This window comes from Corynebacterium sp. L4757, assembly GCF_043673995.1.
Lineage (GTDB): Bacteria > Actinomycetota > Actinomycetes > Mycobacteriales > Mycobacteriaceae > Corynebacterium.
Genome location: NZ_JBIMEN010000003.1, coordinates 280,808 through 302,267, shown reverse-complemented (window position 1 = coordinate 302,267; position 21,460 = coordinate 280,808). Strand labels below are relative to the sequence as shown.

Annotated in this window: 21 protein-coding genes and 5 tRNA genes; 9 read left to right on the top strand and 17 right to left on the bottom strand. The window is 54.0% G+C overall.

All coding sequences use genetic code 11. The annotated features are described in order from the left end of the window. Positions 1-472: 472 nt before the first annotated feature. Positions 473-1,741 carry a UDP-N-acetylglucosamine 1-carboxyvinyltransferase gene (gene murA / locus ACG98I_RS06165; RefSeq protein ID WP_394718847.1) on the bottom strand — a complete coding sequence of 423 codons (1,269 nt, stop codon included), beginning with the start codon at positions 1,739-1,741 and terminating at the stop codon, positions 473-475. Positions 1,742-1,752: 11 nt separating this feature from the next. After that, entirely contained in the window at positions 1,753-2,592 is an 840-nt protein-coding gene (gene ramA / locus ACG98I_RS06160; protein ID WP_394718849.1) for an acetate metabolism transcriptional regulator RamA, read from the bottom strand. Between the two features lie 294 nt (positions 2,593-2,886). Here ramA and cysK point away from each other — a divergent pair, with 294 nt between their 5' ends. Both cysK and epsC read left to right on the top strand, forming a co-directional pair. Then, on the top strand, positions 2,887-3,822 hold the full coding sequence (gene cysK, locus ACG98I_RS06155) for a cysteine synthase A (protein ID WP_394718851.1): 936 nt from the start codon (positions 2,887-2,889) through the stop codon (positions 3,820-3,822). A gap of 131 nt (positions 3,823-3,953) precedes the next feature. After that, positions 3,954-4,517: a serine O-acetyltransferase EpsC gene (gene epsC / locus ACG98I_RS06150; RefSeq protein ID WP_394718853.1), complete on the top strand. Its 564-nt coding sequence runs from the start codon at positions 3,954-3,956 to the stop codon at positions 4,515-4,517. Positions 4,518-4,610: 93 nt separating this feature from the next. Here the strand turns inward: epsC and ACG98I_RS06145 are convergent, their stop codons facing one another. From ACG98I_RS06145 to ACG98I_RS06115, 7 genes are all read right to left on the bottom strand, one after another. After that, the gene (locus ACG98I_RS06145) at positions 4,611-4,940 is read right to left on the bottom strand and encodes a GNAT family N-acetyltransferase (protein ID WP_394718855.1); all 330 of its coding nucleotides are present in this window, start codon (positions 4,938-4,940) and stop codon (positions 4,611-4,613) included. Positions 4,941-4,970: 30 nt separating this feature from the next. Next, the gene (locus ACG98I_RS06140; RefSeq protein ID WP_394718857.1) at positions 4,971-5,255 is read right to left on the bottom strand and encodes a GNAT family N-acetyltransferase; all 285 of its coding nucleotides are present in this window, start codon (positions 5,253-5,255) and stop codon (positions 4,971-4,973) included. A 66-nt stretch (positions 5,256-5,321) separates the two neighbouring features. Beyond that, positions 5,322-5,394 (bottom strand) — tRNA-Phe (locus tag ACG98I_RS06135). Between the two features lie 25 nt (positions 5,395-5,419). Next, positions 5,420-5,493: transfer RNA gene (locus tag ACG98I_RS06130), tRNA-Asp, on the bottom strand. A 232-nt stretch (positions 5,494-5,725) separates the two neighbouring features. Beyond that, on the bottom strand, positions 5,726-7,726 hold the full coding sequence (locus ACG98I_RS06125; protein ID WP_394718859.1) for a VWA domain-containing protein: 2,001 nt from the start codon (positions 7,724-7,726) through the stop codon (positions 5,726-5,728). A 195-nt stretch (positions 7,727-7,921) separates the two neighbouring features. Then, positions 7,922-7,995 (bottom strand) — tRNA-Asp (locus ACG98I_RS06120). Positions 7,996-8,018: 23 nt separating this feature from the next. Beyond that, positions 8,019-8,091: transfer RNA gene (locus ACG98I_RS06115), tRNA-Glu, on the bottom strand. Between the two features lie 88 nt (positions 8,092-8,179). Here ACG98I_RS06115 and ACG98I_RS06110 point away from each other — a divergent pair. The 5 genes from ACG98I_RS06110 (at position 8,180) to ACG98I_RS06090 (ending at position 11,213) form a co-directional block, all read left to right on the top strand. After that, positions 8,180-8,512, top strand: coding sequence for a metal-sensitive transcriptional regulator (locus tag ACG98I_RS06110; protein ID WP_394718861.1), 333 nt, complete (start codon positions 8,180-8,182; stop codon positions 8,510-8,512). A 98-nt stretch (positions 8,513-8,610) separates the two neighbouring features. Continuing rightward, positions 8,611-9,123 (top strand): RNA polymerase sigma factor, encoded by a 513-nt coding sequence (locus ACG98I_RS06105; RefSeq protein WP_394718863.1) that lies wholly within the window; start codon positions 8,611-8,613, stop codon positions 9,121-9,123. Continuing rightward, positions 9,113-9,703, top strand: coding sequence for a methylated-DNA--[protein]-cysteine S-methyltransferase (locus ACG98I_RS06100; RefSeq protein WP_394718865.1), 591 nt, complete (start codon positions 9,113-9,115; stop codon positions 9,701-9,703). The genes ACG98I_RS06105 and ACG98I_RS06100 overlap by 11 nt, the downstream gene beginning before the upstream one ends. Further along, a complete protein-coding gene (locus ACG98I_RS06095) occupies positions 9,700-10,338 on the top strand; it encodes a DNA-3-methyladenine glycosylase I (RefSeq protein ID WP_394718867.1) in 639 nt (212 codons plus the stop codon). Before ACG98I_RS06100 ends, ACG98I_RS06095 begins: the two co-directional genes overlap by 4 nt. Further along, positions 10,335-11,213, top strand: coding sequence for a DNA-3-methyladenine glycosylase family protein (locus ACG98I_RS06090; RefSeq protein ID WP_394718869.1), 879 nt, complete (start codon positions 10,335-10,337; stop codon positions 11,211-11,213). The genes ACG98I_RS06095 and ACG98I_RS06090 overlap by 4 nt, the downstream gene beginning before the upstream one ends. A 40-nt stretch (positions 11,214-11,253) precedes the next feature. On the opposite strand, the gene ACG98I_RS06085 is transcribed toward ACG98I_RS06090, so the two are convergent. From ACG98I_RS06085 to ACG98I_RS06070, 4 genes are all read right to left on the bottom strand, one after another. Further along, positions 11,254-11,748, bottom strand: coding sequence for a hypothetical protein (locus ACG98I_RS06085; protein ID WP_394718871.1), 495 nt, complete (start codon positions 11,746-11,748; stop codon positions 11,254-11,256). A 13-nt stretch (positions 11,749-11,761) separates the two neighbouring features. After that, a complete protein-coding gene (locus tag ACG98I_RS06080) occupies positions 11,762-12,919 on the bottom strand; it encodes a cytochrome P450 (protein WP_394718873.1) in 1,158 nt (385 codons plus the stop codon). A 134-nt stretch (positions 12,920-13,053) separates the two neighbouring features. Continuing rightward, positions 13,054-13,129: transfer RNA gene (locus ACG98I_RS06075), tRNA-Lys, on the bottom strand. Positions 13,130-13,270: 141 nt separating this feature from the next. Further along, positions 13,271-14,776: a succinate CoA transferase gene (locus ACG98I_RS06070; protein ID WP_394718875.1), complete on the bottom strand. Its 1,506-nt coding sequence runs from the start codon at positions 14,774-14,776 to the stop codon at positions 13,271-13,273. A 226-nt stretch (positions 14,777-15,002) separates the two neighbouring features. Between ACG98I_RS06070 and dusB the strand changes: the two genes are divergently transcribed. Continuing rightward, on the top strand, positions 15,003-16,148 hold the full coding sequence (gene dusB / locus ACG98I_RS06065) for a tRNA dihydrouridine synthase DusB (RefSeq protein WP_394718877.1): 1,146 nt from the start codon (positions 15,003-15,005) through the stop codon (positions 16,146-16,148). A 142-nt stretch (positions 16,149-16,290) separates the two neighbouring features. After that, complete coding sequence (gene phoU, locus ACG98I_RS06060) at positions 16,291-17,019, top strand: phosphate signaling complex protein PhoU (protein WP_394718879.1); 729 nt, start codon at positions 16,291-16,293, stop codon at positions 17,017-17,019. Positions 17,020-17,164: 145 nt separating this feature from the next. Here phoU and pstB read toward each other — a convergent pair whose 3' ends face one another. The 4 genes from pstB to pstS all read right to left on the bottom strand — a co-directional run bounded on the left by pstB (position 17,165) and on the right by pstS (position 21,293). Further along, positions 17,165-17,938, bottom strand: coding sequence for a phosphate ABC transporter ATP-binding protein PstB (pstB, locus tag ACG98I_RS06055; protein WP_394718881.1), 774 nt, complete (start codon positions 17,936-17,938; stop codon positions 17,165-17,167). A 36-nt stretch (positions 17,939-17,974) separates the two neighbouring features. Beyond that, on the bottom strand, positions 17,975-18,892 hold the full coding sequence (gene pstA, locus ACG98I_RS06050; RefSeq protein ID WP_394718883.1) for a phosphate ABC transporter permease PstA: 918 nt from the start codon (positions 18,890-18,892) through the stop codon (positions 17,975-17,977). A 15-nt stretch (positions 18,893-18,907) separates the two neighbouring features. Then, on the bottom strand, positions 18,908-19,978 hold the full coding sequence (gene pstC / locus ACG98I_RS06045) for a phosphate ABC transporter permease subunit PstC (RefSeq protein ID WP_394718885.1): 1,071 nt from the start codon (positions 19,976-19,978) through the stop codon (positions 18,908-18,910). A 184-nt stretch (positions 19,979-20,162) separates the two neighbouring features. After that, on the bottom strand, positions 20,163-21,293 hold the full coding sequence (gene pstS / locus ACG98I_RS06040; RefSeq protein ID WP_394718887.1) for a phosphate ABC transporter substrate-binding protein PstS: 1,131 nt from the start codon (positions 21,291-21,293) through the stop codon (positions 20,163-20,165). Positions 21,294-21,460 lie beyond the last annotated feature (167 nt).

The window sequence follows — 21,460 nt, the reverse complement described above, 5'->3', positions numbered from 1 at the left end:
AACTTAAACAATGTTGATAAACAATATGCACCGTTAAAAATAATTACAATATTTTCAATGCCGAGTATCTAACAACCCCCGACATCCGGCACACACCAACAACCAAACAACCCCGAAAGGCCATCCAATCCAACATCATCCTCATCCATACAACACAGACAAAAATAAAAAAGTACATTGGCACACTATTGAGTTCTCAGACAACAACCACACCACCATCCATGAAACACAACATTGTTGCGTCCATAAACAAGTGAATGGAAAGTCAAAAAATAATTTTGAATGTCACCGGAGTGTTTTCCTACCGCCATCTCACCAGAACCTCATGCTCTGTGCGGGGCGTTGTCGGTCTCGCTGACTCACATAAAGTTACACGCCACCCACAACCAACACAAATCCCCAGCACAACGTATGTTTCTGTCGAAATGAGAAGTGCGCATGAATGTTAAACATTCATGCGCACTCGTTGTGGTTAGTAGATAGTCTCTTCTTGGCCCCGTTCAATCGTGGCTCCCAATGCTTGGAGGTTCTCCACGAACTTCGGATATCCGCGGTCGATGTGGAAGACATCGTGCACCGTGGTCTGTTCATCCGCGCATAGTGCAGTTAGTACTAAGCCCGCACCCGCACGAATATCTGAAGACCAGACATGAGTAGAAGACAATTTCTCTTGCCCACGAATAACAACGTGGTGCCCATCAACCTGAGCATCCGCACCCAAGCGAAGCATTTCATCAACAAAGCGGAAGCGAGACTCAAATACATTCTCAGTGATTACCGCTGTTCCCTCTGCAACCGCAGACAGACCAATTGCCATCGGTTGTAAGTCAGTTGGGAAGCCTGGGAATGGCAGCGTTTGGTAATCCACGGACTTTGGACGGCCGTCCATACGAACGCGGAAACCGTTCTCATAGGTCTCGATATCCGCACCTGCGGAACGCAGCTTTGCCAAAGGCAAGTGCAGGTGACGTGGCGCAATCCCGCTAACAGTGATGTCACCGCGGGTCATTGCCGCTGCATAAGCCCAGGTTCCCGCAACAATGCGGTCACCAATAACCTCGTGGTTAGTTGGATTGAGCTTCTCCACACCATTAATCGTGATGGTCGACGTACCCGCGCCGTCAATATCAGCACCCATTTCTACGAGCATGGTGCACAGATCAACAATCTCCGGCTCTCGGGCAGCGTTGTCTAATACCGTCTGGCCATCGGCAAGCACGGCAGCAGTCAAAATATTCTCGGTCGCACCAACCGAAGGGAAATCCAACTTAATCTTGGCACCCTTTAGCTCTTTGGCTTCTGTGACCACGGCACCGTGTTCAATATGGGTCGAAGCGCCAAGCTTCTCTAAACCGGACTGGTGCATATCGAGCGGGCGGGAACCGATGGCATCACCACCGGGAAGAGCCACCCGGGCTCGGCCACAGCGTGAAGTGAGTGGGCCGAGCACACAGACGGAGGCGCGGAACTGGCGGACAGCATCAAAGTCGGCGTCACTGCGCAATTCGGCTGGGGTATCAATGGTCACGGTCTTTCCGTCAATCTCGACCGTGCAGCCCAAACCCTCAAGCACCTTCTTCATCAAAGGCACATCGAGGATCTCGGGACAATTTGTCAGCGTTGTAGATCCTTCAGCAAGCAATGCGGCGGCCATCAGTTTCAACACTGAGTTCTTAGCGCCGTCGATTTTTACAGCGCCGGAAAGGCGCGCACCACCTGAAACAATAAATAGATCTTTCACGCCTAGCTATCTTACGGCAAAGCACCGATTCGGCGGGCAGCGTTAACTGCTTCGTACCTCGTGTGGGCGCCCAACTTACGCATCACTGAACGCAGGTATGACTTCACCGTTTCCGCACCGATGCCCATTTCTTCTGCCGCTTCAACATTGGTGTGTCCCAATGCGACGCAGCTTAAGACATCGAGTTCACGCGCCGACAGCTTGGTTGACTGCTTGACGCGTACTGGAGAAACCATTTGATCACAGAGGGCCTCTAGTTCCTTGCGCAAAGATTCATCTTCAACACGATTAGCCAGCATACGAAGTTTGGAGTGAGTGGAACGGACCTGCTCCCACTCAGCACCATTCATTACATGGCCACGGCCGGCACCGGACTTGCCACCATCAGTGCGGCGAAGCGCGGAGTTAACAGCCAGATCTTGCTCCAGACTGCGTGCAGTCATGGTGACCTCTTCAATCACCTTGTCGCCCAAGCGCACCGGTGAATGAACACCAACATAGATAACACCGCGAATCTCACGCTGAACAATCACGGGGACAGCCACGATGGAGTGCAAACCCTCATCCTGGATGTAGCGGTCATTCTCATGTGAGATGGTGTTAGCGCGGACATAATCCGATACACCTACTGCGCGACGAGTTGAAACCACACGACCACCGACGCCGACACCCGCTTCAATAATGAGATTCTGCAGCGCAGGAGTACGAAGGCCAACCCACTGGGTGATCTGAAGTCGGTTATCCGGCAATAGTGTTCCGTACATAGTGACGGGAATGCCAGTGGCAGTCTTCAACGAAGCCAGCGCGGTGCGGACGGCTTCATCGTCGTCTTTGATCCGATGCGAGTCCATTGACCCAAACTCCTTAGAACCCTTAAAAACGGGGGTATTCCAACACGATTATCCACATGTTAACCGTTATTCGGGGGTAATCCTAACCCAAAGCGTTACGCGATTTCCAATTGGACTCACATCTAGTTCCATAAATCCAGGTACACCCAATTAGGTGCACCCGCTTGAAGAAGAATCTAAATACCCAGCCGGGCAACTAACCTATCGGTCTAGAATAAATATACAGTGCGGTCTAGTCATGTGGTGTAGACTGGCTCTAAACCTGCAAACAAGCTATTAAAGGAGCCCATTTACATGGCTAAGATTTATGACAACATCCTGGACACTATCGGCGGCACCCCACTGGTTCGCCTGAACAGCCTGACCAAGGACATCGACGCAACCGTTCTGGTCAAGGTTGAGTCTTTCAACCCAGCAAACTCCGTCAAGGACCGCATCGGCGCAGCCATCGTTGACGCTGCAGAGACATCCGGTGAACTGAAGCCAGGCGGCACCATCGTTGAGGCAACCTCCGGTAACACCGGTATTGCGCTGGCACTCGTTGGCGCAGCTCGCGGCTACAAGGTCATCCTGACCATGCCTGAGACCATGTCCGCTGAGCGTCGTGTTCTGCTTCGCGCATACGGTGCAGAGATCGTCCTCACCCCAGGTGCTGCTGGCATGCAGGGTGCTGTTGACAAGGCAAACGAGATCTTGGCTGAGCAGGAGAACGCTGTTCTGGCTCGCCAGTTCGGCAATGAGGCTAACCCAGAGGTTCACTACAAGACCACCGGCCCTGAGATCTGGGCTGACTCCGGTGAGAGCGTTGACGCATTCGTTGCAGGTGTAGGCACCGGCGGCACCGTGACCGGTGCTGGCCGCTACCTCAAGGAACAGAACGCTGACCTGCACCTGGTTGCTGTTGAGCCTGCCGACTCCCCAGTTCTGTCCGAAGGCAAGGCTGGCCCACACAAGATTCAGGGCATCGGCGCTAACTTCGTACCAGAGGTTCTGGACCGCGAACTGCTCGACGAGGTTCTGACCGTCACCAACGAAGAGTCCATCGCTATGGCTCGCAAGCTGGCTACCGATGAAGGCCTGCTGGTTGGTATCTCCTCCGGTGCAAACATTGCTTCCGCTCTGAAGGTTGCTGCTCGTGATGAGTTCAAGGGCAAGACCATCGTTGTTGTCGCCCCAGACTTCGGTGAGCGCTACGTCTCCACCGTTCTGTTCGAGGACATCCGCGACTAATTAAATCGCAGACCGCTGTGGCACTTTAATTCACAGCGTCAATCCCGGCTATCCAACGTTATTGGGTAGCCGGGTCTTTTTAATTGCTGGACGCTTAAAAGTTTAACGGTAGGCTTTCGCATATGAACCCTATGACGATAGTTTCTCGGATTCGGGAAGATCTTAAAAACGCGCGTGAGCATGATCCAGCAGCTCGCGGCGACTTAGAAAACGCTGTTGTTTACTCCGGCCTCCATGCCATCTGGATTCACCGCGTCTGCCATTGGCTGTGGCAGCGCAATCTTAAAGCCCCTGCGCGTATTCTGGCCCAATTCAACCGCTTTTTGACCGGTATTGAAATCCACCCTGGCGCAACCATTGGCCGCCGCTTCTTCATCGACCACGGCATGGGCATTGTTATTGGTGAAACCGCCGAGATCGGTGATGGCGTTATGCTCTATCACGGCGTTACTTTGGGCGGCCAGGTCCTCACCCAGACCAAGCGTCACCCAACGTTGAAGGACAATGTCACCATTGGCGCGGGCGCCAAGGTTCTCGGACCAATCACCGTGGGTGAGGGCTCTGCTGTCGGCGCAAATGCCGTAGTGACAAAGGACGTTCCAGACTTCCACACCGCTACCGGCATTCCAGCAAAGAATCGTCCTCGCAGGAAAGAAGAACAGGTCAAGCTGGTTGACCCAGATTACTTCATCTAATCCGAAGATACTTCTAGAAATATTAAATGGACGGTACCGCGTTGATGCGGTGCCGTCCCTTTATTGTTTACTGGGTTGAATTCTCAGCTGAATCTAACTCTCGATGTCTGAAGCCTTGATGACGATGTCTTTGTACTCACCAGTGGTGCGCACCAGCTTACGAACTGCCGGGCAGGTAGCGATTACTTTAAAGCCGTCTTCCCAGGTCTGGTTCAGCGCGGAGGTAATTAGAGGCTTTGACAGGCCTTGGCCCTGGAAAGCTTCATCCACGACTGTGTGGTTAAAATCGCGCACGTTATCAGCCGCCAGCACATAGTGTGCCGCGCCGGCTTCTTGGCCATCAACGAAGAGGACAAACTTAGTGTTTGCCTCATCATGCGTGACTTCGATATTGCGATCTTGAGCGGTATTCTCAGTGCTCAATTTCTACCTCCTCATCCCCATCCCGCTTATTTAGCGGCGGATGAGATCTTCGTACTCAGGGTTCTTGGAAACAAAGTGCTGTACGGCCGAGCAGGACGCAACTGCCTGGAATCCTGCTTCACGGGTGTCATCCAACGCCGCCTTAATCAGCGGGGAGGAAAGCCCTTGTCCACGGAAATCTGGGCTGATGACCGTGTGGTTAAAGTCGCGGACATCCTCAGAAGGGAGAAGATAATCTGCGTGTCCTGCTACTTTGCCGTCAACAACGATCTCAAAGCGCTTGCGGTCAGTGTTATGAGTTACTTCATTTGCCATGTAGATCAGTCTACCGGAATACGCAAAGAAAGCTCCTAATGTTTTCACACTAGGAGCTTTGCATTGTGGCCAGAGCCAGGATCGAACTGGCGACCCCACACTTTTCAGGCGTGTGCTCTACCGACTGAGCTATCTGGCCAAAGATTGCCGCAAGGACAATCTTGCGACCCTGACGGGACTTGAACCCGCGACCTCCGCCGTGACAGGGCGGCGCGCTAACCAACTGCGCCACAGGGCCATATTTATTTTTTATCTGTGCCCTTAGGCACGATAGGTTACTTTACATAACCCGCGCCAACCAACACAAATCCGCACCATAACCACCAATTTCCCCTACCCCTGAACGTTGCCGCATCGCACTGGGATTCTAGGACACCGCCGGCTATGCCCCGCCTCGAGCTTTAACCCTCTCAGGAAAAAGCTCGAGGCTCAAGGACCACGCTCAAGGAGCGGGTTAAGGTTTGAGGGACCTACTTCTTTCGCAGCTTCAATCCCATGGCAACGAAGATGCCGATTAGCGCTAAGACGAGAAGCCCGACCACGCCCCAAATTAGAGCGCTGAATCCTCCTTCGGAAGAGCCTTCCGCGGCAGTGTTTTCGGTTTCCGCATCAGCCGCTGCTTCTTCAGAAGTTTCCACCTCCGCGGTGGCTTCCTCTGAAGCCGCATCATAGGTTGGTGGCTCATCGGTCGGTTCCGGTCCAGGCTCAAAAGTTGGGACCCAGTCATTAGGATGCTCATCCACTGCACCGGTGACATCAACCGCTAACTCATAATCCTGCTCGATGCCCGAGAGGCTGTCCTCTTGTTGGGGAATCGACATAGACACCGCAATGACATAGTCACCGGCGATTGAACTTCTATGTCCTCCGAGGTTTGCGTTTCGGTTCTCATATCGCACCGGACGGTCTGCCATCAGCTGAGATACTTTGGTGCTGTCGGATACCCAGGAGGACGTGTAATCATCCGCGACGATATTGCGAACGGGATTAACCAACTGGGTAGACATCCACGCATGATCGATATTTTCATTCAATCGACTGCGGACAGCGACTTGAGGCACCTGTCCCCATTCCACTGGAATCTTGTAATAGTGCACTTCACCGCCTACAACTTTGTTGCTGTAAGTACCAGGCTCGATTTCCACCGCATCATTGAAGCTGGTTCCATTTTCAACCTCTTGCCCATCGCCGAAATCTACGTCCGGCTCGTCTTGGGATAGTGAGCCAGAGTCACCTTCAGGAAGAATTGCGTTCTCAGGTGGGACCGGTTCGAAGAAAACATTGACTTCCGCGGTGATTTCTTCACCAACCAGGTTATTTTCATGGTCTGCGGAGAATGAATGCCCGATAATCCATTCATCCATGTCGCAGTCTCCAGGATCTTCGCCCTCGATCATCACAACCTGTGGCTCGGTTGGAAAGTAGTTACTCAGATCGATTTCGCCCCCACCGACATTTGAGGTACTGCTGCCGCGACAGTCAGATCCGTCCATATGATTTGAAACTTCCTGCGAACGGATGAATACATCTCCATCCCTTCCTGCCGAGGACTGGCCAGATCCATCTCGGTCAGCAATACCCGTTGCTGAAATGTGCGCGTTATGACCTTCGGGTACTGCAACTCGGAAGTATCGGACGTCATCATCGGTCTCGGTGACTTCCACGCGGGTTTGGTACTGGCCTTCGCCCAGCCACTGTGCGTCTTCGATGGTGTCGGCGTATTCGAACTCGGTGCCGGCGGTTTCGTAGCCCACAACGTCGCGCTGTGCCAGGAACTCCAGCTGGTGTCCCAGCTCTTCGGCATCGTTGGCTTCGACGTAGGTGCCACCGGAAACCTCAGATACACATTCGAGCTCTTCCTGGGCTGCTTCATCTGCTTTAAAACCGACAGTGTGAATGGTCAGGTCAAATCCTTCGCCGGCTAGTTCCTCGGCGACATCACACACTGGAGGAGGCGCGCAGGTATCAATGCCGTCGGAGACCAAAATGATCGAGCGATCGCCTTCACTTCCAAGCTCATCGGCAGCTGCACGCAACGCATTGCCCATTGGCGTATAGCCTTGGGCTTCGATGCCGTCGATTTCGGCCGAGAGTTCTTCTTTATTGATGCGCTCGACGGGAGCAAGCACGTCAATATCCTCACAACCGCGCCCGCGGTTATCAGGGGCATTGGATTCGGAAGCACCGTAGACCAGCATGCCCATCACGGCAGTCTCAGGCAGGGAGTCAACAAGCTGGTTCGCCGCTTGCTTCGCCGCATCCAGACGAGTTCCGCCGTCGACATCCTCAGCCATCATGGAATCGGATGCATCCATGATTAGAGCGACGCTGGAATCTTCATCGGCAAGCTCTTCTTCCGCGGTGGAGGTGGATTGGGCTAATGCTGGCCAGGCAGACCAGGCGGCAACGAACATCACCGTCACCAGAAGCGCCAAGAATTGAGTGGCAGACCTCTTTTTTCCTTTTATCATCGAGGGGGCTCCTTGAAGTTCAAATCAGCCACCCGGGAATAGGCGACCATGCCCCGCACACTATTGAAAAATGGTTAACAACGGTGAAACGACTCACAACATCTTTATATCGCCCACGATGACCACCCCTAAATAAAGGCAACCATGGCAACGCAAAAAGCGCCAGCTTTCGCTGACGCTTCTTAACTCACAATGCGACCCTGACGGGACTTGAACCCGCGACCTCCGCCGTGACAGGGCGGCGCGCTAACCAACTGCGCCACAGGGCCAATTTGCTGTGGAATTACTTCCGTACCCCCAACGGGATTCGAACCCGTGCCGCCGCCGTGAAAGGGCGGTGTCCTAGGCCGCTAGACGATGGGGGCCTGTCGCGCTTGGCGACTTCTAAAAATATACTTGAAGTAGACTGGTAGACAAAATCGCACCCCCCCTTAGCAAAAGAAAGGGCAGGTCATGACCGAAAAATCTAGTACTTGCAGTTGCCATAAACCCGGACAACACGGATACAACTCCGATGTTGAATCGAAGAAGAAATACCTCGCGCGCCTGAAGAGAATCGAGGGTCAAACACGCGGCATTCATCGCATGGTGGATGAGGACCAATACTGCATCGACATCATCACGCAGATCTCCGCCGTGAAGTCCGCATTAGAAAATGTCTCCCTGGCTCTGCTGGAAGACCACATTGGGCACTGCGTGGCTGGCGCCACGAAGGAAGACGGCACCGTGGATCAGGAGATGCTGGATGAGGCCATGCGGGCAATCAAGAAACTTCTCAAGAGCTGATCTCACGTTTTCTTCTGACTCAACGTCTACTCAGTAGAACAAAACAGAAACCTTAGAACCAGGAGGAAGCGTTATGCCGGACGTAATGCACACACTTCATGAAATACCCTTTTGAAAGAGTGGTTCTTGACTTTGGTGACACCGTCCTGAGGGTCTGCCGCGCGGTACTTGGACCCAGCATGGACGCAGATGACGCCTGGTCAGAGACTTTTCTATCCGCTCTTAAAGCGTGGCCCAAACTTGATGAAGATACCAACGTGGAAGCCTGGTTGGTTACTGTCGCGCATCGCAAAGCTGTCGATATCACCCGCCAACACGCCCGGCGCGCTCGTGCACAACCTTCGGTCGCACCGGAAGATTTCGAAAATCTTGAGAATGGGGCTAGCGGGGCATCGGCAAGCAATGGCGATGCCCACCTTGCCGCCATGGAGATCTGGACATCAGTTGCTAACTTGCCTGAAAAACAGCGACTGGCCATTGTCTACCATTATCTGGGCGGATTAAGCCATGTCGAGACTGCGAAACTTATCAACAGCAATGCGGACGCAGTTCGACGCGCGGCGGCAGACGGAATAAATACACTCAGAAAGGCTTATGGCCATGAATACTAATTCGCTCTTCCCACTTGAGCCGGGGAAAACTACGGACCTGCATTCTCGGTTGGTGGCTAACGCTGAAAATCTGGGGCTTGTGGACGTGGCTTACCGGATCGTGGATTCTCCTATTGGACCGCTGCTGCTCGCCGCTACCGATCGCGGCCTGGTGCGCGTGGCTTTTGAATGTGAGGACTTTAATACGGTTCTCGAGTCTCTTTCTACAAAAATCAGCCCCCGAATCTTAGAAGCACCGAGCCGTTTGGATGCTGTGGCACAGCAATTGGACGAATACTTTGCCGGGCGACGCCAGGGATTTGATGTTCCCTTGGATCACGCGTTGTCCGCAGGGTTTAGGCACACCGTGCAAAAGTTTCTTAAGAGCATTGATTACGGACATACGATGTCATACAAGCAAATTGCTGAATCTGTCGGGAATCCGAAAGCCGTTCGTGCGGTAGGCACAGCGTGCGCCACCAACCCGCTGCCCGTAGTCGTCCCATGCCACCGAGTTTTACGTAGTGATGGATCTCTGGGTGGCTATTTGGGTGGAGTAGAAGCAAAAACAACCCTGTTGTCATTGGAGCGTGCAGCATGAGCGACAAACCACAGCAAACCCTATCTGATTCGGGAATTGTCATTGGTGATGACGGTTTAGCACGCCCTCAATGGGCCTCGTCGAATGAGCTTATGCGGAAGTACTACGACACTGAATGGGGCATGCCCGTTCGCGACGAGCAGGGACTTTTTGAGCGGCTCAGCCTTGAGGCTTTCCAAGCCGGGTTATCCTGGGCGACCATTTTGCGCAAACGGCCCGCCTTCCGCGCCGCGTTTGCAGATTTTCTCCCTGAAGAAGTTGCCAGCTTCGGAGATGATGACGTGGAGCGGCTTATGAATAATGCTGGAATTGTCCGCAATCGTAGGAAGATTCTGGCCACCATCAACAATGCTCATGCCACAATCGAGCTTCGGGAGAAAGGTGGTCTGGCGGATTTCATTTGGTCTTTTCAACCGACAGAAACTCCGCAGCCGAGCACGATTGCAGAAATTCCCACTAAGTCCGCAGAATCCTTGGCGCTTTCCAAAGCTCTACGCAAGGAAGGGTTCAACTTTGTTGGCCCCACCACCATGTATGCGCTCATGGAAGCCGTTGGAATAGTGGATACTCATTTGCTGGGATCTCACCGTCGCGGTTCCTCAGGGGTATGGCCGGCAGATATATCAACATCATGACAGCACAGGCTCGATTTCACCTGCATGCCAATGGACCTTTCGACCATGCCGCGGTGATGGCGAATTTAAGTTCTCACGCGGTGACGGGATTACATGACTTCGATGCCACCACACAACAGTTTAGCCGCTGGATCAATATCTCCGGCACACAGCAGTGGGTGCAGTTAAAGCTTGCCGATGACGGCGTTTTGGTCACCACGGACTCCCCCGATAGTTCCATCAACAGTGGCGTTGCCGCACGAGTTAAGCACTGGTTTGATTTGGACACCGACCTGTCGGATATTAACGCGCACCTTCGCCGCGATGACATCTTCTCACAACAGGTTAAGGAGCGGCCTGGAATCCGCATTGTTCGCCACCAGGCGCCATTTGAGGGGGCTATCTTGGCCGTCCTAACTCAACAGGTGACATTAGCCACCGGGCGGCTTTTTGCGGCCCGCTTGGTCGAAGCATATGGCAACACGCCAACCGCTGGGGCTCCATTGCGGATGTTTCCGAGTGCTAAAGCAATAGCCTCAATATCACTTGATGAGCTGCGTGCCACGCTCAAGCTCACGAACTCTCGCGCCAAAACCATCCATGAGGTGGCACAGTTCTTCGCTGACCGCGGGTATCAAGCTGAACATGTTCAACTCCCTGCAGCTGATGAGCTGAGCACCGTGTACGGAATAGGGCCTTGGACACTTGCTGTCTTAGCCATTCGCTCCGCCGGTGATAAGGATGCATTTCCCACCTCCGACGCAGTACTTCGCCGCATGATGAAAGCCTCCGAACCAAGATTGGGTCAGGATTCAAAGCACGACGAGGCAAGGATTAGTACGTGGAGTCCTTACCGCAGCTATGCTGCCCAGCGCCTGTGGGCAAGCGCGCAATAAGCGGACTCAACTACAGGGTGCCCGGGTACTGAACGCTTGCTTATGCACGCATATGGGCGAGTATGAGACCAATAGGAACGCTGACTATCAAAATAATTAGCGCAGCGATGAGTAGCCAGCGCCCGACTATCGCTACAGAGGTTCCTTCACCCTCTACAGCGGCTTTCCGCCGCATCGCAATCCACAACAGATACCCCAGCGGGATGAGAAGGACTACTCCCCCGACATCGACAAGCAGCGGCAACGACATCAGCGAGCCCGCAATGACAGCAGCGTTTCCCAGGTTCCAACCCGCTAGGAGTGACCAACCACCGCGGCCACATATCCAATGTGGAATAAGCTGTCCGATCAAATACACAGGTACGCCGGCAACAAGCACCAGATAGGCCGAAAGCCAGCTTCCTTTAGCCAAGTCCAGCGGTGACGCCACTGCTGCCACGGCACCACCAATGAGGACAAAACCACCGCCAATAACCATCAGCCAGTTCTGCAGCAATGCCAGGGACTTACCCTGCTGAATGTCATTCAGTGGCATCGTTTTCTCCCACCTAATTCTTGAAGTCATCATTTCCTTGGACATCCCGAACACGCAGACTCACGGGAGCTTTATCCCACCCACCATGAGAACTGCGGACACCGCGTATATCCTCGCCGCTTTCGTCCACTGAGACCAGCTCAAAGCGGGATAACACCTGTGTCCAAAAAGCTCGCAATTCCAAAAGGGACACTGTCTTTCCTGGGCAATAATGCGGTCCAGTGCCCCAAACCAAGTTGGTTTCAGCGTTTCCTGCCGGATCAAAACCGTCAAAGACCTTTGGGTCCCGGTTGGCGGCAGTCCAGTGAATCCGAACCAGAGCGTTCTCCGGGAGGTGGGTCTGCCCGATATCAACTGGACACGTGGTGATTCGACGGTTGCTTACAAAGGGGTTGTCTATGCGCAGTATTTCGTTCGCTATGGCGTCAAACTCACGATGTACAGGTTCCGCCTTGCCCTGGAGATTTTGTTGGCTCAAAATTTCCCTCACGCGGTCTTGTAAGGCTGGCGTTTGAGCAAAAGCGACCGCCATGACCCCGATACAGCGCGCCATGGAACCTAAATCTCCGGCGGTCCAGTTGCGCAGAATAGACACAACCTCTGCATGCTCTAAGCCATGCTGGGTGGCCAAGCGGTGGGTCTCCGAATCTTCCGGGGCTTCAGCAACCGCGACCCGAATAATGTCATCAAATTCCGCGGCTACCCGCGCGGTCCACTCCCTGTCACCGCTACCACGCGCCTGATCGTTATCATCAATCCAATCCAAGAGCCGTTGCGTTAAATGCTGCGGCCACTGCAGCCAAGCCTGCATTGCACGCACTGCGTACAGCTGCGCCAGATTTTCAATTCTCACAGAGCCTGCTGTTTCACCTTCCGCCCCCGCCGCAGACTCTGCAATCGCACTGCGCGCAGCACCATTAAATTGTGGCAGCAACTCGCATACGCGGTGTGGCTCCAAATACTCATCCACCAATCTGCGTGCCGATGCATGCTCCGAGCCATCTAACCCATTGGGGATTTGCAAATGTGCTGAAACCTGCGAAGAGAATCTTGCGGGATCTTGTGCAACAGCAGTTACCTCGGCATGGCCAACCACAATGTATTCACCACCCCGAGAGACCACCGTTAGTTCTTCAGCATGAGCTTCATCTGCAAATTCTCTAGGGTCCACGCCCAAACCCTACCATTAAACGGAAAAAACCGTGTTTAATATTGTTGGCAATCGCTTTACCACCAACGCTCACGCCACCAACACAAACGTAGAAAAATAAAAACGCCGCTGACCTGAGTCAACGACGTTTTCTTTGGTGGGCCCTGCGGGGATCGAACCCGCGACCTGCGGATTAAAAGTCCGTAGCTCTACCAACTGAGCTAAAGGCCCAACGGGAGACTATCTTAATACCCTTTGTCCCGAATGAGAAAACCGGGTCTAGATAAAGCTGGGCGCGGGCCTTACACAGGAGATCCTGTCAAAGGCCCGCGCCCATTTAAGCAGCTATATCGCTTCAGTTATGAGGCAGTCTTACTTCTGCTCACCGCGCATGTCGCCGTGCTTTGCAAAGTTGATCTGGAAATCAAATGCGGTCTCCAGGTCATGTGGGGTGTGAACGAACTTATTCTCCAACGCACGGTTGTAGTACGCCTGCAGTTCCTCACGGTAATCAGGGTGAGCAACCGAGATAACACGCTCAACGCGCTCACGTGGAGCTAGGCCACGCAGGTCAGCGATACCGTACTCGGTGATGATAACCATGGTGTCGTGCTCAGTGTGGTCGGTGTGGGAAACGAATGGAACAATCGCGGAGATTGCACCGTCCTTAGCCACGGATGGGGACACGAAGGTGGTGATGTAGCCGTTACGGGTGAAGTCACCAGAACCACCGGTACCGTTCATGATGCGGGAGCCGCCAACGTTGGTGGAGTTGATGTTGCCGTAGATGTCGGCCTCAATCATGCCGTTGGAGGACACCAGGCCAATGCGGCGGATGACCTCTGGGTGGTTGGAAATCTGCTGTGGACGCAAGATGATGTGCTTTGCGTAACGCTCTGCTTCTGCGTTCATCTTGTCTGCGTACTCAGGAGACAGTGCGAAAGAGGTTGCGGAAGCAACGGTCATCTTGCCAGCGTCAATAAGGTCCAGCATGCCGTCCTGGATAACCTCGGTGTACGCCTTGATGTTTTCAAACTTGGAATCCAGCAGGCCAGCCATCACAGCGTTAGGGACGTTGCCCACGCCGGACTGCATAACGAAGCGGTCGTAGGACAGGCGGCCAGCAGCTACTTCGTCCTCCAGGAACGCGATGAAGTTAGCAGCAATCTTCTCAGAAACCTCATCTGGAGCCTTGAATGGCGCGTTTCGGTCTGGAGCGTTGGTCTCAACAACTGCAACGACCTTCTCAGAAGGCAGCTCGATGAAGGTCTCACCAATGCGGTCTTCAACCTCGGTGATTGGGATTGGCTGGCGGTTAGGCAGCTTGGCAATACGGTAGATGTCGTGCATGCCTTCGAGGTTCTCGGACTGCCAGGAGTTAACTTCCAAGATGATCTTGTCAGCAGCCTCGATGTACTCCAAGTTATTGCCTACAGCGGAGGAAGGAACGATGTTGCCATCTTCCAGGATGCGGACAACCTCGATGATTGCTACCTGGAAGTCACCGTTAAAGCCCTCCTCAACCTGCTGGCCAGAGTGGGAAAGGTGAATATCCTGGTAGAGAATCTCGCCAGCATTAGCCTTATTACGCAAGATTGGATCAGAGTTGTATGGGGAGCGGAAACGCAGTGCATCCGCTTCAGCCAGGACACCGTCACAGTCAGGGGCGGTAGAAGCGCCGGAGAACAGGTCAATCTTGAACTCTTCGCCAGCCGCGTGAGCAGCCTTTGCCTTCTCAGCAATTGCAGTGGGCAGGGCCTTCGGGTAACCAGCACCGGTAAAGCCGGAGATGCCTACACGGTCACCATGGTTAACGAACTTGGCTGCATCTTCAGCAGACATGACCAGGTCCTTGTAATTGCCAATCCTGTCAGACAAATTAATTACCTCCTAGTAGTTACGCCGCTACTTCGCCTGTCAAAGGGCATGTGAAATTTCAGCAACGGCGCTTTAGTTAGTTACATAGCCCACAATAGCGAACTTCTACAGTTTACGCCCAATTGTCCTGCATGCGAACAATGGCTCCCCACCACACTGTGACCTGCTATGGGGACATGTCACGCACACTTGCCATTTCACCTGCATCAAGAGCACAATATCCCCCGTGGCTTTAACAATCGGAAACATTGAACTCTCCTCCCCCGTCATCCTTGCACCGATGGCGGGGGTAACCAACGTTGCCTTCCGCTCGCTGTGCCGCGAACAGGAAGTAGCACGCACTGGCACCGTCTCCGGGCTTTATGTTTGCGAGATGGTCACCGCGCGTGCGCTGGTTGAGCGCAATGAAAAGACCATGCGCATGACCACTTTCGCGCCGGACGAGGATCCGCGTTCCCTGCAGCTGTACACCGTCGATCCGGAGTACACCTACAAGGCCGCGAAGATGATTGTGGACGAGAACTTGGCCGATCACATTGATATGAACTTCGGTTGCCCCGTGCCAAAAATCACCCGTCGCGGCGGCGGTTCGGCATTGCCCTATAAGCGCCGCCTGTTCGGAAATATTGTCGCTGCTGCCGTTAAAGCTACCGAAGGCACCGACATTCCTGTCACCGTCAAGTTCCGCGTGGGCATCGATGATGAGCACCATACTCACCTGGATGCTGGCCGTATCGCCGTCGAGGAAGGCGCAGCCGCCGTCGCATTGCACGCCCGCACCGCAGCCCAGCGCTACTCCGGTGAAGCCGATTGGAATGAGATCAAGCGACTCAAAGAGCACTTGGATCACACAAATATTCCGGTCTTGGGCAATGGCGACATTTTCAAAGCAAGCGACGCCGACCGCATGATGACTGAGACCGGCTGTGACGGCGTTGTGGTTGGACGCGGCTGCCTGGGCAGGCCGTGGCTCTTTGCTGAGCTCTCAGCGCAATTGCGCGGCGAGGACATCCCTTCTGAACCCACCTTGGGAGAGGTTGCCGCCATTATCATCCGCCATGCAGAATTGATGGCCCACTACGACGGCGAATCTCACGCCACCCGCGACATCCGCAAGCACATTGGTTGGTACCTCCGTGGCTTCCCAGTGGGCGGCGAGGTACGCTCCGAGCTTGCTCGCGTGGAGTCACTTGCCTCTTTGCGCGAACTTCTCGCACCGTGGGCAGACTCGCCAGCGCTTGCCGATGACGCCGATGGCCCACGCGGCCGTCAGGGCTCCCCGGGCAAGGTCGTACTTCCCGATGGCTGGCTAGACGATCCTGAAGATGAATCGGTTCCTGAGGGCGCGGAGCTAATGCACTCCGGCGGATAGATCATGTCATTCCTCCAGCTAACACGAACAAATTCAAACATGAACTAATAAATCATTGAATTTACCCACATTCGGGGTCTACCAATAGCAGACATTTTCATTTCGGCGCGCAGATCCCCGGCCGATGGCTTAAACTACCCCTATGCGAAATGCTTATAGGGAAGAACTCAACGCTTTCGCACATGACTTGATCGTGATGTGCGATGGCGTTTCTGCGATCATGCAAAAGGCTTCCCAGGCGTTGTTGACGGCTGAACTTCAGCCCGCCGAAGAAGCTATCACACTATCTGATGAGCTCGATGCCGTAAGGGCACGTTGCGAGGAACGCTCCATGGAGCTCCTGGCACTAGAAAACCCTGTGGCGAAGGACCTCCGCCAGGTGGTTTCATCGATCTATATCGTTGAAGAACTTCAACGCATGGGCGATCTGGCAAAGCATATTGCTAATGCTGCGCGCCGCCGCCACCCAGAATCAGTCGTTCCTGATTCCTACTTGGGCTACTTCAAGGAACTCGCGCGCTTGGTCGCGGATATGGTCTCCATGACCCGTGACGTTCTCGTGGACCCTGATACTGATGTCGCGCTTCGTCTGACTTCTGAAGACGATGCCGTGGATGACATCAATGAGCACTTGCTCAATATTTTGACGCGCCGCGAGTGGACTGAATCTACCCGCGCAGCCGTTGATATCGCGCTGCTTTCCCGGTTCTACGAACGCTATGCTGACCACTGCGTTAACGTTGCTGCCCGCGTCGTATTCCTCATCACTGGCATGACGCCCAAAGAATACCTCGCCGACCGTGAGGTAAGATCAGAACGCGCTGACGTCGAAGCCCGGTTTGCTGAACTTGAGCGCCAATTCCGCAATTAATTAATCAGACCCGCCCTTGCCCAACATGGCAGAGAAAACCTGAAAGCCCAGTTCTTCCCAGTCCCGCATAACCGGGATAAAGGGAGGAACTGGGCTTCTGCTCAGACAATCATTAAGAGCGAATAACCAGATCTAGCCGAAAGGTTTAGCCGAAGCGACCGGAGATGTAGTCTTCGGTTTCCTTCTTATCAGGATTCTCGAAGATCTTCTTGGTCTCGTTGTACTCAACCAGGTGGCCTGGCTTGCCGGTTGCTTCCAAAGAGAAGAAACCGGTCTTATCAGACACACGTGCTGCCTGCTGCATGTTGTGGGTCACGATAACGATGGTGAAGTTTTCCTTCAACTCGTGGATCAGGTCCTCAACAGCCAGGGTGGAGATTGGGTCCAGTGCGGAACAAGGCTCATCCATGAGCAGAACCTCTGGTTCGACTGCAATTGCACGAGCGATGCACAGACGCTGCTGCTGACCACCGGAAAGGCCGCCGCCTGGCTTGTCCAGACGGTCCTTGACCTCTTCCCACAGGTTCGCGCCGCGAAGAGACTTCTCAGCAACTTCCTTGAGCTTCTTCTTGTTCTTCTCACCAGAGAGCTTCAGACCCGCAACGACATTGTCCTCGATGGACATGGTTGGGAATGGGTTAGCTTTCTGGAACACCATGCCGATGGTGTTGCGAACAGATACTGGGTCGACCTTGTTGCCGTAGATGTTCTCGCCGTCGAGCAAGATTTCACCCTTAACGTAAGCGCCCGGGATGACCTCGTGCATACGGTTGATGCTTCGCAGAACGGTGGACTTACCGCAACCGGATGGGCCAATGAACGCAGTCACAGCTTGTGCTGGGATATGCATGTTGACGTTTTGTACGGCGTGGAAGTCACCGTAAAAGATATCCACGTCATTAAGTTCGAGCTTTGACATTTTTACTCCTGGAACAAATCAAGTGTTGGGGTGGCGTTACTGCTTGATGGAGAACTTCGCTGAAATAACGCGAGCACCAATATTGAGGATTGCGATGATCAGAACCAGCGTGAACGCTGCGCCCCACATCTTGTCAAGAACATTCGGGTTCAGACCGGCCTTGTACATATCCAGCATCATCAGAGGCAAGGAAGACATAGGGCCCGAGGTTGGGTCCCACTTAAGTGCTGGGGTGGTGCCCACCAGAATCAGAACTGGTGCGGACTCACCCATGACGCGGGCAATTGCCAGCATGATACCTGTCGCAATACCGGACAGGGCGGTTGGAAGAACGATTCGTGCGATGGTCTTCCACTTTGGAACACCCAGTGCATAAGACGCTTCACGCAGGTCCATTGGGACCACGCGGAGCATTTCTTCAGTGTTACGCACGACAATTGGAATCATCAGCAACAGCAAGGACCAAGCCACAGCCAGACCGGAACGGTCAAAGCCCAAGACGGTAATCCAGGCAGCGTAGATGAACAGTGCAGCAACGATGGAAGGAACACCAGACAAGATGTCCACCATGAAGGTGGTTGTGCGGCCCAACCAGCCACCGCGGGAGTACTCAACCAAGTAGATAGCGGTGAATACGCCCACTGGGATAGCAATTACGGAAGCAATTGCAGCCTGTACGAAAGTACCGACGATAGCGTGCAGTGCACCGCCGCCCTCTTGAGCGTAACGAGTACCCAGCATGTCTTCGGCCCACCACTCGATGTTGAGTACTGGTGGAAGGCCCTTGGAGATGAGTTCCCACAGCACGGCAACCAGCGGAATAATCGCCAGTGCCATGCACAAGTAGATCAATACCTTAGCGGTAGTGTCGCCAGCCTTGCGGCGGCCAGAAATCTGCAAGAAAGCAGAAGTCTTCTTAACTCCGGTTTCTGAAGGAGAAGCTACGTTAGTCATTTTCTCTCCCCTACCCTATTTCTTCTTGCCCGAGACAATGGAACGAGCAATTGCGTTAACCACGAAAGTCAACAGGAACAAGACCAGGCCGGCTGCGATGTACGCACCCGCCTTAATGTCATTGTTAAATTCTGGTGCTGCGTTAGCAATCGCGGTAGCGAATGTTGTACCACCATCGAAGAGTGAGAACCTGAAGGCCGACGATGGAGACACGACCATATACAGCGCCATGGTCTCACCCAGCGCGCGGCCCAAGCCGAGCATCGCACCAGAGATATAACCGGAAAGACCGAATGGAAGAACGGTCATGCGGACCACTTCCCAACGGGTTGCGCCAAGTGCGAGTGCGGATTCAACCTGCCCCTTAGGAGTCTGAACGAAGACCTCACGTGCGGTTGCCGCAATGATCGGCAGAATCATGACTGCCAGGACGATGCCACCGGTGAACATGTTACGGCCGGTAGCGAACGATGGAGAGTTGCTGTAGGTAGCGAAGAGGAAGAAGTCGCCGCCCCAGCTTTCAATCCACTCGTAGAAGCCAGACAGGAATGGGCCCAGAACAAGCCAGCCCCACAGACCGTAGACGATGGAAGGAACTGCAGCCAACATGTCGACCAAGTAGCCCATTGGCTTAACCAAGGACTTTGGTGCGTAGTTGGAGAGGAAGAGTGCAACACCCAATGCAATAGGCATGGCAATAATCAATGCCACAACCGACATCATTACAGTCGCTGCGAACAAGTTCGGAATACCGAAGTACATGTTCTCAAGATCTGAGGTATTCCACGTATCGGAATAGGTGAAGAAGCCAAGGTAACCATTGGCGTTTCGGTTCAGTGCAGGAATTGCACGGAGGATTAGGAAGATACCGATAGCGGCAATGAAAACCGTAATCAGCGTTGCGGATGCGGTAGAGAGAAATTCAAATACGCGGTCGCCGGGACGACGAACGCCTCCCTTTTTTACACCTTCATTCGTACCTGCAGGCTCAGATCCACTGGAATTGACGGTAACCGGATGCGCTTCGGCATTACGGTTATCTTCCAATTTCACGTGGTCGCCCGCGGTCGAGTTGTAGTCAGCCATGTGGCGCAATCCTTCAACTTCGTGGGTTCTATTTTTGGTCACAGTCGCCGGCTAAGCGGCGCGAAGCCCCCGAAGCTTGTATCGGGTGCTTCTGCACACTTTACAAGCTAGCGGGGGCGCTTACTTCCCCAAGGTTAATGCCATTAGGAAGCGCTGGTTATTTAGCTAAATAACCGATTTCGAACTAGCTGTTGATAGCCTGAACAGCCTCAACCAGGCGGTCGTAGTGGCCACCGGTGACTGGGATGTGGCCAGCCTCAGACAGGCCCTCGTCCTGAGCGGACAGAGCGGTCATCAGGAAGTCCTTAACCAGGTTTGCCTCGTCCTCGGAGTAGCCACCGGAGCAGACGATTTCGTAGGTGGTCAGGATGAGTGGGTAGCCAGCATCAGAGCCGTAGAGTGCCTCAGAGTCAACAACCATGTTGTGACCCTCGGTGGTGAACTCCATTGACTCAAGTGCCTGACCAACAGTCTCTTCGTTCAGCTCGGTTGGGCCCTGGCCGAAGTCAATGTTAGCGATGCCCAAGCCGGAGTCAGCTGCGTGAGAGTGCTCAACGTAGGTGATGCCGCCATCAATCTGCTGAACCTGAGTTGCAACACCGGAGGAGCCCTGTGCGCCCTCGCCAACTGCGGTTGGGAAGTTGGTGCCTTCGCCCTCCCAGCTGCCGGTGGACTCGGACAGGAAGGACTGGAAGTTGTCAGAAGTACCGGACTCATCGGAGCGGTATACAACAGAGATGTCGGTGTCTGGAAGCTCAACGCCCTCGTTATCAGCAGCGATAGCGTCATCGTTCCAGGAGGTGATGTCGCCGGAGAAGATACCAGCCAGGGTCTCGGTGGACAGGTTCAGTGGCTCTTCTACACCCTCAAGGTTGTAAGCGATAGCAACTGGGCCGATAACGAATGGCAGGTGCCATGCCTCGTTGCCACCACAGCGCTCAGCTGCTGCGTCAACCTGGTCATCTTCCAGTGGGGAGTCGGAGCCCGCGAAGACGACCTGGCCAGCTACGAAGTTGGTGCGGCCGGAACCGGAGCCGGTTGGGTTGTACTCGAGGTATGAGTCGCCGCCGGTGACTTCCTGGTAAACGGAACCGAAGTAGTCCATAGCGTTCTGCTGGGAGGATGCACCCTCAGCAACCAGACCACCGGTAGCACCGGACAGGGTGTAACCGCCAGGCAGCTCTACGTCGGAGCCGCCTTCTGCGGAAGAGTCTGCAGAGGAATCTTCTGCGGAATCGGAGCAAGCTACGAGGGCGACGGAAGAAGCAGCGACAGCACCAATGAGGGCAGCGGTGCGCTTGAAGTTGCGAATCACGGGAAACCTTTCCGGTTGGGAATTTGGAGAGTTTGATTGTCCGAGCACTGCCCCCGCAACCCGCGTAGTTTATCCATGCTTTCCGTTAAAGGATTTCTAGATATACAAGCAGCGAAATCACAGGCTGTTGTGCTCACGAGTTGCTAACCTATCCGGCGCGGGTTAAC

Excerpts from the sequence above, each read along its gene's own strand:
- ramA (WP_394718849.1), bottom strand. The coding sequence starts at position 2,592 with ATGGACTCGCATCGGATCAAAGACGACGATGAAGCCGTCCGCACCGCG.
- cysK (WP_394718851.1), top strand. The coding sequence starts at position 2,887 with ATGGCTAAGATTTATGACAACATCCTGGACACTATCGGCGGCACCCCA.
- epsC (WP_394718853.1), top strand. The coding sequence starts at position 3,954 with ATGACGATAGTTTCTCGGATTCGGGAAGATCTTAAAAACGCGCGTGAG.
- ACG98I_RS06140 (WP_394718857.1), bottom strand. The coding sequence starts at position 5,255 with ATGGCAAATGAAGTAACTCATAACACTGACCGCAAGCGCTTTGAGATC.
- ACG98I_RS06125 (WP_394718859.1), bottom strand. The coding sequence starts at position 7,726 with ATGATAAAAGGAAAAAAGAGGTCTGCCACTCAATTCTTGGCGCTTCTG.
- ACG98I_RS06110 (WP_394718861.1), top strand. The coding sequence starts at position 8,180 with ATGACCGAAAAATCTAGTACTTGCAGTTGCCATAAACCCGGACAACAC.
- ACG98I_RS06105 (WP_394718863.1), top strand. The coding sequence starts at position 8,611 with ATGAAATACCCTTTTGAAAGAGTGGTTCTTGACTTTGGTGACACCGTC.
- ACG98I_RS06100 (WP_394718865.1), top strand. The coding sequence starts at position 9,113 with ATGAATACTAATTCGCTCTTCCCACTTGAGCCGGGGAAAACTACGGAC.
- ACG98I_RS06095 (WP_394718867.1), top strand. The coding sequence starts at position 9,700 with ATGAGCGACAAACCACAGCAAACCCTATCTGATTCGGGAATTGTCATT.
- ACG98I_RS06090 (WP_394718869.1), top strand. The coding sequence starts at position 10,335 with ATGACAGCACAGGCTCGATTTCACCTGCATGCCAATGGACCTTTCGAC.
- ACG98I_RS06085 (WP_394718871.1), bottom strand. The coding sequence starts at position 11,748 with ATGCCACTGAATGACATTCAGCAGGGTAAGTCCCTGGCATTGCTGCAG.
- phoU (WP_394718879.1), top strand. The coding sequence starts at position 16,291 with ATGCGAAATGCTTATAGGGAAGAACTCAACGCTTTCGCACATGACTTG.
- pstB (WP_394718881.1), bottom strand. The coding sequence starts at position 17,938 with ATGTCAAAGCTCGAACTTAATGACGTGGATATCTTTTACGGTGACTTC.
- pstA (WP_394718883.1), bottom strand. The coding sequence starts at position 18,892 with ATGACTAACGTAGCTTCTCCTTCAGAAACCGGAGTTAAGAAGACTTCT.
- pstC (WP_394718885.1), bottom strand. The coding sequence starts at position 19,978 with ATGGCTGACTACAACTCGACCGCGGGCGACCACGTGAAATTGGAAGAT.